14 protein-coding genes are annotated in these 12,868 nt (G+C 38.6%); 6 read left to right on the top strand and 8 right to left on the bottom strand.

Annotated elements, in window-relative coordinates; all coding sequences use genetic code 11:
- The first annotated feature begins 39 nt into the window (after positions 1-39).
- The 6 genes from ACM40_RS00230 (at position 40) to ACM40_RS00205 (ending at position 6,217) form a co-directional block, all read left to right on the top strand.
- Positions 40-1,260, top strand: coding sequence for a beta-ketoacyl-[acyl-carrier-protein] synthase family protein (locus ACM40_RS00230; RefSeq protein WP_048500877.1), 1,221 nt, complete (start codon positions 40-42; stop codon positions 1,258-1,260).
- A gap of 4 nt (positions 1,261-1,264) precedes the next feature.
- On the top strand, positions 1,265-1,519 hold the full coding sequence (locus ACM40_RS00225) for an acyl carrier protein (protein WP_040999465.1): 255 nt from the start codon (positions 1,265-1,267) through the stop codon (positions 1,517-1,519).
- Positions 1,520-1,631: 112 nt separating this feature from the next.
- Complete coding sequence (locus tag ACM40_RS00220; RefSeq protein WP_048500876.1) at positions 1,632-2,516, top strand: lipid A biosynthesis acyltransferase; 885 nt, start codon at positions 1,632-1,634, stop codon at positions 2,514-2,516.
- A gap of 134 nt (positions 2,517-2,650) precedes the next feature.
- Complete coding sequence (locus ACM40_RS00215; protein ID WP_048500875.1) at positions 2,651-4,186, top strand: phytoene desaturase family protein; 1,536 nt, start codon at positions 2,651-2,653, stop codon at positions 4,184-4,186.
- Complete coding sequence (locus ACM40_RS00210; protein WP_048500874.1) at positions 4,173-5,855, top strand: acyl-CoA--6-aminopenicillanic acid acyl-transferase; 1,683 nt, start codon at positions 4,173-4,175, stop codon at positions 5,853-5,855. Before ACM40_RS00215 ends, ACM40_RS00210 begins: the two co-directional genes overlap by 14 nt.
- Positions 5,852-6,217 carry a DUF1648 domain-containing protein gene (locus tag ACM40_RS00205; protein ID WP_048500873.1) on the top strand — a complete coding sequence of 122 codons (366 nt, stop codon included), beginning with the start codon at positions 5,852-5,854 and terminating at the stop codon, positions 6,215-6,217. The genes ACM40_RS00210 and ACM40_RS00205 overlap by 4 nt, the downstream gene beginning before the upstream one ends.
- Positions 6,218-6,375: 158 nt before the next feature.
- Here the strand turns inward: ACM40_RS00205 and ACM40_RS00200 are convergent, their stop codons facing one another.
- The 8 genes from ACM40_RS00200 to ACM40_RS00165 all read right to left on the bottom strand — a co-directional run bounded on the left by ACM40_RS00200 (position 6,376) and on the right by ACM40_RS00165 (position 12,826).
- Positions 6,376-7,548 carry a DUF2062 domain-containing protein gene (locus ACM40_RS00200; protein ID WP_048500872.1) on the bottom strand — a complete coding sequence of 391 codons (1,173 nt, stop codon included), beginning with the start codon at positions 7,546-7,548 and terminating at the stop codon, positions 6,376-6,378.
- Positions 7,549-7,552: 4 nt separating this feature from the next.
- On the bottom strand, positions 7,553-8,029 hold the full coding sequence (locus ACM40_RS00195; protein WP_048500871.1) for a hypothetical protein: 477 nt from the start codon (positions 8,027-8,029) through the stop codon (positions 7,553-7,555).
- A 3-nt stretch (positions 8,030-8,032) separates the two neighbouring features.
- Positions 8,033-8,404 carry a 3-hydroxyacyl-ACP dehydratase gene (locus tag ACM40_RS00190; RefSeq protein WP_083996752.1) on the bottom strand — a complete coding sequence of 124 codons (372 nt, stop codon included), beginning with the start codon at positions 8,402-8,404 and terminating at the stop codon, positions 8,033-8,035.
- Positions 8,405-8,519: 115 nt separating this feature from the next.
- Positions 8,520-9,161 carry a hypothetical protein gene (locus ACM40_RS00185; protein WP_048500870.1) on the bottom strand — a complete coding sequence of 214 codons (642 nt, stop codon included), beginning with the start codon at positions 9,159-9,161 and terminating at the stop codon, positions 8,520-8,522.
- Entirely contained in the window at positions 9,127-9,753 is a 627-nt protein-coding gene (locus ACM40_RS00180; RefSeq protein WP_048500869.1) for a LolA family protein, read from the bottom strand. The genes ACM40_RS00185 and ACM40_RS00180 overlap by 35 nt, the downstream gene beginning before the upstream one ends.
- Entirely contained in the window at positions 9,746-10,501 is a 756-nt protein-coding gene (locus tag ACM40_RS00175; protein ID WP_053077077.1) for a polysaccharide deacetylase family protein, read from the bottom strand. Before ACM40_RS00175 ends, ACM40_RS00180 begins: the two co-directional genes overlap by 8 nt.
- Positions 10,502-10,565: 64 nt before the next feature.
- Entirely contained in the window at positions 10,566-11,630 is a 1,065-nt protein-coding gene (locus ACM40_RS00170; protein ID WP_048500868.1) for a beta-ketoacyl synthase N-terminal-like domain-containing protein, read from the bottom strand.
- The gene (locus tag ACM40_RS00165) at positions 11,627-12,826 is read right to left on the bottom strand and encodes a beta-ketoacyl-[acyl-carrier-protein] synthase family protein (protein WP_048500867.1); all 1,200 of its coding nucleotides are present in this window, start codon (positions 12,824-12,826) and stop codon (positions 11,627-11,629) included. Before ACM40_RS00165 ends, ACM40_RS00170 begins: the two co-directional genes overlap by 4 nt.
- Positions 12,827-12,868 lie beyond the last annotated feature (42 nt).

Here is a 12,868-nt window from a genome sequence, read left to right as displayed (position 1 = left end):
CTGCAACCTGTAGCCTGCAATCTAAAATCTTAATTATCAATGGAAAATAGGGTTGTAATTACCGGAATGGGAATTTATTCTTGCATCGGGACCTCTTTGGAAGAGGTCAGAGAATCCCTATATCAAGGAAAATCCGGTATTGCTTTAGTACAGGAGAGAAAAGAATTCGGTTTCAGGTCCGGCCTTACAGGGGTAGTGCCTAAGCCGGATCTTAAAAATCTGCTTAACAGACGCCAGCGTGTAAGCATGGGGGAAGAAAGCGAGTATGCTTATCTTGCTACCATAGATGCATTGAAACAGGCAGGAATAGAACAGGATTTCCTGGACACTCACGAAGTAGGAATTTTATACGGAAACGACAGTGTTTCTCAGGCAGTTGTAGAATCTATCGACATTGCCAGGGAGAAAAAAGATACAACATTGATGGGGTCCGGAGCGATCTTCAAATCAATGAATTCAACAGTAACCATGAACCTTTCAACCATTTTTAAGCTGAAAGGGATTAACCTTACCATCAGTGCGGCCTGTGCGAGCGGTTCCCATTCTTTGGGGCTTGCTTACGTGATGATCAAAAACGGCTTTCAGGATATGATTATCTGCGGAGGAGCGCAGGAAACCAACAAGTATTCAATGGCGAGCTTTGACGGACTTGGTGTTTTCTCTGTAAGGGAAGACGAGCCTACAAAAGCTTCAAGACCTTTTGATGCCGAAAGAGACGGCCTCATCCCAAGCGGAGGAGCTGCCAGCCTTATTGTAGAAAGTCTGGAATCTGCACAGAAAAGAGGGGCTACAATTCTTGCAGAAATTGTAGGTTATGGTTTCTCTTCAAATGGCGGACATATCTCAACACCTAATGTTGACGGCCCGGCCTTAGCCATGGACAGAGCCCTGAAACAATCCGGATTAAAGGCAGAAGATATAGATTATATCAATGCTCATGCGACTTCTACACCAATCGGTGATGCCAATGAAGCTAAAGCCATCCATGAAATTTTCGGAAGCGAAGTTCCTGTAAGCTCTACAAAATCCATGACCGGTCATGAATGCTGGATGGCAGGAGCAAGTGAGGTGGTTTACTCCATTCTGATGATGCAGAACGATTTCGTTGCACCGAACATTAACCTGGAAAACCCTGACGATGAGGCGAAAAAGATAAATTTGGTCTCAAAAACGAAAAATCAAAAAATTGACGTATTTTTGTCGAATTCTTTCGGATTTGGGGGAACCAACTCCGCATTAATAGTTAAAAAATTTGATTAAAAACATGGAAAGGGAAAAAATTGTTGACATCGTTAATGATTTCTTAGTAAACGAATTCGAAGTGGATGGCGATGAGATCAGCAATGATGCCAACCTAAAAAAAACACTCGGGCTGGACAGTCTGGACTATATTGATATGGTCGTTGTTATTGAATCTAATTTCGGGGTGAAATTAGGGGAGGCAGATTTCAAAAAAATGGTAACATTTGATGATTTCTACACTACTATTGAAAATAAAATTGCTGAAAAAAACGCATAACTATCGATTGAACTTTATTTTTTAATAATGTAACAATAGAACAATGTACCAGTATAACAATAAATTAAGCTATTGTCATACTGGTACACTGATAAATTGGTAAACTGTACTTATGAACAAGTGGAAAGGTAAATCTAAAGGAACCATAACAGGATATAAAATATTCGTTTGGTGTATTAGAAATATCGGCATACGGAGTTCATATTTTGTGCTTTATTTTGTAGCTTCCTATTATTTTTTATTCCTTAAAAAAAGCAACCGGTATATCTTTTACTATTTTCAGAAAAGATTGGGCTATGGATATTGGAAATCAAAGGTTTCCGTATTCAAAAGCTATTTTACCTTCGGAAAAGTCCTGATTGATAAAACGGCAATTTCTGCCGGCTTAAGAGAAAAATACACCTATGAATTTGATGGTGTTGAAAACCTTACCAATCTTCTTGCTGAGAAAAAAGGTGGAGTTCTTATCAGTGCTCACATCGGAAATTTTGAAATCGCAGAACATTTCTTTGCAGATATCGATTTCGACTGCCAGATCAATCTGGTAACCACAGATCAGGAAGTAACCGTGATAAAAGAATACCTGGAAAGCGTTGCCGTAAAACAGAGCAATATCAAATTCATCTACGTCAAAGATGATATGTCCCATATTTTTGAGATCAACCAGGCTTTGTCCAATAACGAGCTGATCTGCTTTACGGGAGACCGTTATTTTGAAGGTTCAAAATATCTTGAAGCGGATCTTCTGGGCAAAAGCGCCAGGTTTCCGGCCGGCCCTTTCCTCATTGCCTCACGACTTGGTGTACCCGTAGTCTATGTGTATGTGATGAAAGAAAAGAACCTGCATTACCATTTATACGCAAGGGTGGCAAAAAATATTAAAAACCGTGATTCTCAGGGACTTCTCAATTCCTACGTACAGAATCTTGAAACCATGATCAGAAAATATCCGCTTCAATGGTTCAATTATTTCGATTTTTGGGATGATATTGATTAATTTTTCTAATTTTAACAACGAAAACTAATTAATAAACTCAAATCATCCGGCAATTCAGAAATGAAATATGGTTTAGCGCCATTTTCCTGCAACTGCATTTCCGTTTAAATTAAAAACACACAGCTTTTCCTCTTTTGAAAAAAGAATACGACATACTTGTGATCGGCAGCGGATTGGGAGGTCTGGTTTCGGCTCTTATTTTAGCCAAAGAAGGCCTGAAAGTTTGTGTCCTGGAGAAAAATAACCAGTATGGCGGGAATCTTCAGACTTTTTCAAGGGAGAAGCTCATTTTCGATACCGGAGTTCATTATCTTGGAGGTCTTTCAAAAGGGCAGAATCTTCATCAGTTTTTTTCCTATCTGGAAATTATGGGCGATCTGAAGCTACATAAAATGGATGATGACGGCTACGACAGGATTTCCTTCGGCGATGAAAATATGGAATACCCTCATGCACAGGGCTATGAAAACTTCATTGAACAACTGGCAGCCCATTTTCCCAACGAGAGGCAAAACTTAGAAAGCTATTGTGAAGAAATCCAGTATGTTTGCGCCCAGTTTCCAAGGTATCAGGTAATTGGGAAAGAAAGTTACAATGAAGAAATCCTTCACCTTAATACCAAAAGATTTATAGAATCTGTTACCCAGGACAAAAAGCTGCAGGCCGTATTGCTGGGTTCCAATTTTTTATATGGTGGGGATTCTGAAAATATCCCTTTTTATGTTCATGCGCTGACGGTAAATTCCTACATTCAAAGTGCTTACAAATGTGTAAAAGGAGGAAGCCAGATCACAAAACTGCTCATTAAAAAACTTCGTGAGCATGGTGCAGAAGTACATAAACATTCCGAGGTTTCTGAATTTATTTTCAATGAAACCGGAGTTTTATCTTCCGTAAAAACAAAAGAAGGAAAGGAATATGCAGCAAAGAAATTCATTTCCAACATAGAAATACGTTCCTTTATTAAGTTAATCGGAGAAGAAAAGCTCAGAAAATCCTTTCTGAACAGGGTCCTGAGCTGGGAACCTATTTCATCGTGCTTCAGTGTTTATCTGGTCCTGAAACCACAGTCGTTCCCGAGCTTCAATTATAATATTTACCACTATTCGTCAGAAGAAATGATATGGAAGGCATTCCGCTACAGCAAAGAAAACTGGCCGGAAACCTATATGCTTTCCTCTACGCCTTCAAAACACCATCCTGATTATGCTGAAAGCCTTACGGCAATCTCCTATATGGATTTTGAAGAAGTCAGAGCCTGGAAAGAAACTGTAAATACCGTTGCTGATGAGCATGAAAGAGGGTTAAAATATGAACAGTTCAAATTAGAAAAAGCAGAAAAAATGATTGCTGCTCTGGAAAGGAAAATTCCTAACCTCAGACATTCCATAAAAAGCATTTATACTTCATCACCCCTGTCTTACAGGGATTATATCGGCAGCTTTGAAGGAAATATGTATGGTTACATGAAAAACTCAGATAATCCGCTGAAAACAATGGTTTCTCCAAGGACAAAAATTGATAACCTGTTTCTGACAGGCCAGTCTGTGAATATGCATGGAATTCTGGGAGTAACGATTGGAGCTTTCAATACCTGTGCGGAAATCCTGGGAAAAGAACTGATAGACGGCCGTCTGAAACAAATGATCAATGCCCATGAAAAAAAATAGCAGACTTACCACCCTGTTCCTGGGAATCCGGTTTTTCCTTATCCTTTCCCTTATTTCATGCGGAATCTCAAAATCAGTCCACCATGTTCCCGATATAAGCACCTATGCTCTGGAAACTCCGGAAGTGAATAAGATCAACGATTCTACGTTCAGTTTCAACCGGAATTATTTAACCAAAAATAAGCAGCAGATCTGGGAACTTTATATCAAAGGAAATCCTTTACAGCTTGGATATAACAACGGAGCTTTAACCCAGAATCTGATGCAGAAGCAGGAAGAAATATTCTTCTCAAAAGTGGAAGGTTTCGTTCCTTCAAAATTTAAACAGAAACTGCTTCGCGGATTCCTGAAATGGTACAACAGAAAAATGTACCTCAATGTAAGGGAGGATTACCAGGCGGAATTATACGGTCTGTCGCAGTATTCCTCAGATAAGTACAATTTTATTGCACCCAAATACCTTCGGAGTCTGTATCTCCACGGAGCTCATGACATTGGCCATGCTATGCAGGATCTTGCTATGGTAGGATGTACTTCACTGGCTGTCTGGAATGAAAATACAGAAGACGGGGATCTTCTCATCGGAAGAAACTTCGATTTTTATGTCGGAGACGATTTTGCTAAAAATAAGCTGGTCGAATTTGTAGAACCGGAAACTGGAATTCCCTATATGTCCGTAAGCTGGCCGGGAATGATTGGTGTAGTCTCCGGGATGAATAAAGAAGGAATTACCGTAACGATCAATGCCGGGAAATCTAAAATTCCTTTGACTGCCAAAACCCCGATTTCTCTGGTAACCCGGGAAATTCTGCAGTATGCAAAAAATATTGATGAAGCAATTGCTATTGCTAAAAAAAGAAAAGTTTTTGTCTCGGAATCCATTCTGGTGGGCAGTGCACAAGATAAGAATGCCATAATTATTGAAGTTTCGCCTAAAAATTTCGGCGTTTATAAGGTAGAAAATACGAGCAAGGTGTTCTGTACCAATCATTTTCAGTCCGAAGCTTATAAAGACGATAAAAGAAACCAAAAGCATATTATAGAAAGCCACTCCGAATACCGTTATGAAAAGCTTCAGGAACTTCTTCAGGAAAACAAAAAACTTAATCCCGAAAAAATGGCAGCCATTTTACGGGATAAATCCGGTTTAAAAGGTGAAAAAATAGGCTACGGCAATGAAAAAGCAATCAACCAGTTACTGGCGCATCATGCGGTTATTTTCTCTCCTGAAAAAAGATTGGTTTGGGTTTCCTCAAATCCCTATCAGCTGGGAGAATTTGTATGTTATGACCTGAACGAGATCTTTTCCGGCAAAAAAGCTGAGGAAAGCTTACAGGCAAAAACGGTATTCAATATTGCCAGAGATCCTTTTGCGGATTCAGAGGAATACCATCATTATGAAATATCCAAAAAGTTGGGGGCGGAAATAAATAATGCCATCGATCATAAGGATATAGTATTGACAGACGATTTTATTCCCTATTATCAGTCCATGAATCCGGATTTTTGGCTGGTCTATTACCTGGCCGGGAGGTATTACTTCGGGATCAATGATTTTGAAAAAGCCAAAACTGAGTTTGAAACCGCTCTGACAAAAGAAATTACCACTGTTCCGGACAGGCAGAATGTGGAAAAGTACCTTAAAAAAACGCTAAAGAAATTAAAATGATCCCAAGACATATAAAACTGCTATTCTGCATTCCTTTGATAATTATTATCGCTTACACTGCTTACCTGTTTACAAGATATGGTTCTATTCCGGATATTATTCCCATCCATGGATACGGAGGAAAGAATGACGGGTTTGGAAGCAAATTGTTTCTTTTCGCTCCTGTTGTATTGAACCTTATTATTCTGGCTTTTATCTGGATGATGATCAGGAAACCGGAAAAAATTAAGTTTACTTTTGAAGTGAAAGATGAAGATAAAGCAAAAACCTACTATCAGTATCAGTTGGTCTTGATTATTCTTGCCCTGTTTGTTACCTTGATTATGAGTCCGTTATCATTTTCGGATGTTGTCTTTAAGTAATTAACCTGAGCTCGGGATAAGAAACTTAGGATAAATGGATGGAAGTTGGAAGCTTGGAGCTGGAAGTTATTATCAAAACTGCAATTTGTCTCAGTATTTCAATAACTTTCTTCTTCGGACTTCAAGCTACCTTACTTATTAAACAAAGTGTATTCAGGTTAATTATTCTCCGGGTTCAGTTTATTCAGGAAAAGAAAAGTCCCGACCCCGCAAAGGGCAGACATTGAAGTAGCCAGAATAGCACTTCCGATCACATACTGGAGAAGATTATTTTTAATCAGCTCAAAATTCAGTTCACTGCTTAAAATATTACTGTCACTATGTACAAAAGGTGATCCCAGAAACAGCGATGCTGCAATCACAAAAGGGATAAAAGGCGGAAGGCTTACATTGGACGCAATAAATGCCAGCACTTTATTCAGCTTAAAAAGAACAGATAACGAGATAACAAGTAAGGTATGGAATCCCCAGAAAGGAGAAAGTCCTATAAAAACGCCGAGGGCTATTGAAAAAGCCTTCGTACGGTTGCTGCCATCACTTTCCAGTACATCTTCCTTTAAGAATCTTTTAAAGCTTTTTTTTTTGAAATTATTCACGAAGTTTCTCGGAATAATGTAAAGCAGGGTTATCGTCACCAGAATCGTATTCAGGATACTGATTCTTGTGAAATCTTTGAATGGCCTGAAATGTGAAACTCTTTCTGCAGGATCATATAAAACCTTTACCGGGACATTTTTTACAGGAACATGCCTCCAGGCTGTTCTTACGATAATCTCGATCTCAAATTCAAATTTTGGGGTAAAATATTTCTTAGGAATTTTCAGCAGTGGGTACAATCTGTATCCGGATTGGGTATCTTCAAGCTTTATTCCGGTCTCAAACCAGAACCAGAAGTTAGAAAACCGGTTTCCAAAGCTGCTTTTTTTTGGAATTCCGTCCTGCGACATATTCCGGTTTCCAATCAGAAGCACATCTTCTTTTTCCTGAAGCAGGGCTTCTACGAATACAGGGATGTCATCCGGATAATGCTGGCCGTCAGAATCAATGGTAATAGCGTAATGATAACCCAGTTCTTTTGCTTTTCTGAAGCCGATTTTAAGCCCGTTACCTTTGCCTTTGTTCTCAGGCAGGGAGATCACCGTTATCTGAGAATATTGGGATAATATTTGCAGGGTGGAATCTGTAGAGCCGTCATTGACTACAATAATGCTTTCAGTGTATTCCAGCACGCCGTCTATCACTCTTTTCAGAGTTTTTTCATTATTGTAGGTCGGTATTAAAACGCAGATTTTCTTTTCAGAAATTGCATTTTGTACTTCAGGAAGGGTCATTGGTTTATTTTATGGAAGCTCTTTCAGTATCTGTAAAGGATTTGGACTGCGTCACGAATTTTTTCACATAGCTTTTCAGGGCTGTGTTCTGCTTGCTGTAGTTGTTGATCAGGAATGCTTTATCTTCTTTAATACTGCCTCTGTACCCAACTATTTTCGGAATGTTTTCCTGAACACTTAACCTAATCACCCTCAGTTCTATATTATTCGGGTTGCTTTTGATAATACTTTCAAGGCTGGTGGCACCGTTTTTTACAAGGGCTTTCCTGTCTTTTTTGGTAATCTTGGCTTCCATGATTTTAGCTGCTGCTTTATAGCCTGTTGTTACAGCATCAGAGCCGGACTGCTTCTCAGCAAGGCTGATGAATGCTTCAGTGTTGGCATTGGACGCATTGGCTTTTGCATAGCTGTTTCTTAAAGCTTCCAGATTGCTTTGAAAGAAAAAAATAAAAGCGGTGATGAGGGATAAGAAAAGTTTCATAAATTATTTTTTATAGCTTACTGACATTTTTAATGCAATAGTCTCGCCAAAAGAAGTTGTATTTTTTACTTTAACATCGTCTTCATTTTCAGTAATATCCAGTTGGAGTTTCAGGTCCGGAGTCTCAAAAGGGTTGATAATCGCCATGAACTTTACATTGGAAGCTGTTTTCAGAAATAGTTTGGAACCTGTAAACTCTTCCGTAAGTTCTTTTACAATCTGCATCATACAGACTCCCGGCGTTACCGGATTACCCGGAAAGTGGCCTTTAAAAATATCATGATCCTTATTCAGATGAATATGGGCGGTGAAACTTCCGTTTTCTGCCTTTTCATAAGATTCTAAAGTGTAAAAGTCTGTAAGAATAGTTTGCATAATGCTATTTTTTCATGTTAAATGTATAATAAAGGCCCGTCTGGAAAACAACGTTAGAGAGGTTTCTGTTGTAGTTGTCTACAGGGACAAAACCTTTTTTTGCCTGAGCTTCATGTTAATTCTGTTCGGTTTCGGTTATCTGAAATAGTTTTATATTGATCTTAAAGTCCTTGTGTTGCAGGTTTAAGCTATCCGCGAAGATATGTTTTTTTGCCTCAAAAGTAAAATCGATTTTTTCCTTATTGTTTTTGGTATAAATAATCTCTTTCAGAAGATTGTTTTCTTTATTGAAAAACAGGTAATAGGCTTTATTATCAATCTTTGACAGGTAAATTTTAGAATGATCATTTTCAAAAGATTCATTCACAGGATACTGCCTTTTCAACAGCTGCTGGAAATCGTTCTTTAAAAAATTAATCACAATTTTTTTATCCAGATCCGGAAGAACATAATTCAGTTTAAAATTATTCTCAGAAATCTCAAAATCAATCAGTTTGTTTCCGAAATCGGAGGTCATGGCTACGCGGTGAGTCGTTTCGTTCAGTTTTTTAATGATCAGAATTCCGCTGACGTGATTTTTATAAATATCCATCTGGCATTTATAAACATAGTCTTCATTTGAAGAAAAATATAAATTTTCTACAGTTTTTTCAGAGCCTTGAACCGGTTTTGCATCCGTAAGCTTATAGCTTTTACAAGAAACAAACAGCACAAGAATAAGGCTATAAGCTAAATTCCGAAGCAGCAATTGCGGCATTGATCTTTGTATTTTTGAAAACAATATTGGTAGTATCACCGGAAGCTTCCGTCATATTCACCTGCGAAACCGTAGACTGGTTTTTAGGGAAATGAAGTTCAATCTGTTTGATGTATTTCAGCAGCTGGGCAGATTTAGGAGTAAATTTTGCCACATTGAAGTTTCCGTTTTTGAAGTAGGAAACAGAAAATTCAGGATCGCTGAACATTTTTCCGTTTGAACTTCCTACAATCAGCTTATTGATCTTCTCGAAGGTTTTGCTTTTGGCATCCACGGAAGATTTTTTTCCCTGGTCGTTAATGAAAATTTTATTTTCCTTAAAAACGATACTGTACTGGTAAGGTTTTGTGTATTTCCAGCTCAGCATATTCGGAGTCTTTAGGGACATTTTACCATAAGTAACAATGTTTTTATCCAGAAAATCCATTTTTTTGGTCTGGGTGAAGTCGCTCTGTAGTGTCTTGATCTCCTGCGTTTCAGAAGATACTTTGGCTACAAATGCTTTTGCTTCTGCTCCTGACATTGCCGTCATTTGTGCAGAAATGAAGCCTGAAACTAATAAAAATGCTCCAAAAGCAATATTTTTAATCATTTTTCTTTGATTTTTGTATTGAATCGACTGTAAACGCCGAGTATTTTTTCTCCTTCAAAAATAGCAATAAATCTACCAATACGTTATACGTCTTTTCAGAGGTATCGTGAAGAAGGATGATACTGCCTTTTTTCAGGCCTGTGGTTACTCTCTTAAAGATTTTTTTTTCATCATCGGTAATGGTATCCAGCGAACGAACATTCCAGCCGATGCTTTTTTTATGGGTTCTTTTGATAGCTTTGGCAATACTTGGATTGGTAACCCCGAAAGGAGGGCGGTACAGTTCATTTTGTATATTACCGGTTTTCAACATCACTTCGTCACACTTCCTGATTTCCTCTGTCATTTTTGAAGCAGATAAAAATCCGGTATTATTGGAATGTGAATAGGTGTGATTCCCCACAGTATGGCCTTCCGCGATAATCCTCTGAAAGGTTTCAGGGTATTTTTCTATTTGTTTTCCGATGCAGAAAAAAGTGGCTTTTACCTGATATTCTATAAGTAAATCTAAAAATTGGGGAGTAAATTCAGTCGGTCCGTCATCAAAAGTCAGGGCAACCTCATTGATTTTTGTTCTTTTGTGAGTAATGCTGTTCACGAAATAGCCAAGGCCAATATCAAAAGAACCCCAGACCACTACGGCAGAAAAGGCTAAAAAACAAGCTATATAAACCCAAAAACTGCCATGAAACGCATAAATAAAAACGTTACAGAAAAGATAAAATATAATAAACGGATAATGTTTCATCTTTGAAATTTTAGTCGTTTTTAAATCAACGATTTAGCTTTTTAGTCCTTTTGTCCCTTTACCCTTAAAAAGCTCTCTCCAGCAATACCAAACTGTGGTCACTTCCCGCCAGATGATTATAAAGAAGAATATTTTTAATTTCAGTTTTCTTTTCTGAGTTAATCATCATTATTTCAGGGATTTGCTGCTCTTTCAGGATATGACAGGCCATAAAAATTGAAAAGCCACTCGCTGTGTTGAATTCACCGCTCAGATGTTTGTAATATAGTAAAGCTGAGTTTTGGAAAAGATCCATTGCCTTGTTATAATAAACATCAGATTTTGCATCTCCGCTGAAACCTAAGATGACAGCATCAATGTTTTCGTTGGTCAGATTATTTTTGGTAAGGAAATCCGTCACAAATGATTGTATTTCTTCTATGTCTAACCTGTTAATAATCTGAATGTCTGTAAGTTTTGCATAAGAATTTTCAGTTTTATCTTTTCCTAAAACAAAAAATGCTGCTGCTTCACCCCAAATCACGCCATCCGTCTCCGAATGCAGATAATCGGCGGGAAGATTTTCTTCTTTTTTGATGGTATTATTAAGACAGTAAAGTTCCATGGTTCTGTCGGTCTGTTCATCTGCTGCCCCTACAAGGACATTTTCTGCCTCTCCGTCATTGATCTGCAATTGAGCATCAAGGAACGAGAATTCCAGTGATGAAGACGTATTGACGTATGTGAAGTTGTACGCATGGCATTGAAGCCCCAAAGCAATTTGCCCTGCTACAGTATTATGAGTAGACTGGATGAAAAATGTAGGAGTTAAAAACTCTTCATGGTTATCGATCACATTTTTCAGGAACTTTTCAGAATCCTGAGAGCAACCCATACCTGTTCCTACGATAATGGCATCCGGTTGTTCAATTCCGGCTTCCTTTAAAGCGTAATGGGAGGCTACTGAACTCATTTTTACTGTTTTAGACATTCTTCTGCTCATCGCAGGCGGAATGAATTCTTTATAGTTCGGCTCTATAGCTTTTAAGATCTGAGCGGTATTTTTGAGCACCAGATCCTGGAAAAAATTATCTTTTAAAGTGTCCTGTGCAGAGATGCAGGATGCACTGTTGATGTATACTGCACTCATGTTTTTGAGAAAATTAAAGTAGAACAGTTGCCTCCGAAACCGAATGAATTGGAAAGGACATGGTTGATGTTTTTCTCTTTCAGCTCAGTAACGGGAGTCAGGTCAAATTCCTGCATTTTTGTTTTGAAATTCAGGTTGGGAAAAATAAGCCCGTGCTGCATGGCCAGAATGGAAAATACAGCCTCAATTCCAGCTGCTGCTGCCAAAGTATGGCCTGTAAAAGCTTTGGTAGAACTGAATTCAGGGACCTGATTTTCACCAAAGATCCTGATCATGGCAATCCCTTCCGATAAATCATTATTGGGTGTAGCTGTTCCGTGAACGTTGATATAATCGATGTCTTCTTTTGCCAGCCCGGATACTTTAAATGCCTGTTCCATGGCTAAAAAAGCACCCTGTCCGTTTTCTGACGAAGCAGTTTGATGATGGGCATCGTTTGCGTTACCATAGCCGGAAAGATAGGCGAGGACTTTTTTATTTTCTTTTTTTACCACTTCATCAGATTCCAGAACAATGAAGGCTGCGGCTTCTCCTAAATTCAAGCCTTTTCTGTCATTGTCAAAAGGAGTGTTGTAAGAATCTGTAAGGATCATCAGGGTATTGAACCCGTTCAATGTAAATTTTGAAAGGGAATCCGTTCCGCCAACAATAACACGATCCAAAACTCCATTTTTGATGAGTTTTGCCCCCATCATAATAGCATTAGCCGCTGAAGAACAGGCTGTACTGATTGTGGAAACCATGCCTTTCAGTCCCAGATAATCAGCGATAGCCAGCGAGGAGTTGCCGGCATCGTGGGAATCAATGTATTTTTGCTTTTCAGGAAAGTCTTCGTAAGAGTAGAAATATTTTTCCGTAATATCCATTCCGCCTACGCTGGTAGAGGAAATGAGTCCGGTTTTATAGGCATTAATATCTGTAATCCCGGCAGATTCTACAGCTTCTCTGGCGGCAACCATACCTAATAAAGATGTCCTTGTAACGTTATTGTCTTCAGGCAACTGAAGCTGGCGGACAAGTTCTTCATTAGATCTTTTTATTTCACCTGTTTTTATAGATCCGGCATGGCGGGTTTCAAACATTTCAATGTCTGAAATTCCATGTTTCCCGGTTTTCAGCGAAATAAGATTTTCTTCCACAGTATGTCCTATGGAAGAAATGATCCCCATTCCTGTTATGGCAATTTTTCGGCTCATGGTTTTTGATAATGTAACAGTGTATCAATCTGACAATTACTG

The organism is Chryseobacterium sp. BLS98, assembly GCF_001045445.1.
Taxonomy (GTDB): domain Bacteria; phylum Bacteroidota; class Bacteroidia; order Flavobacteriales; family Weeksellaceae; genus Chryseobacterium.
Note: the sequence above shows the minus strand (reverse complement) of the source record. Positions and strands in the feature narration are given on the sequence as shown.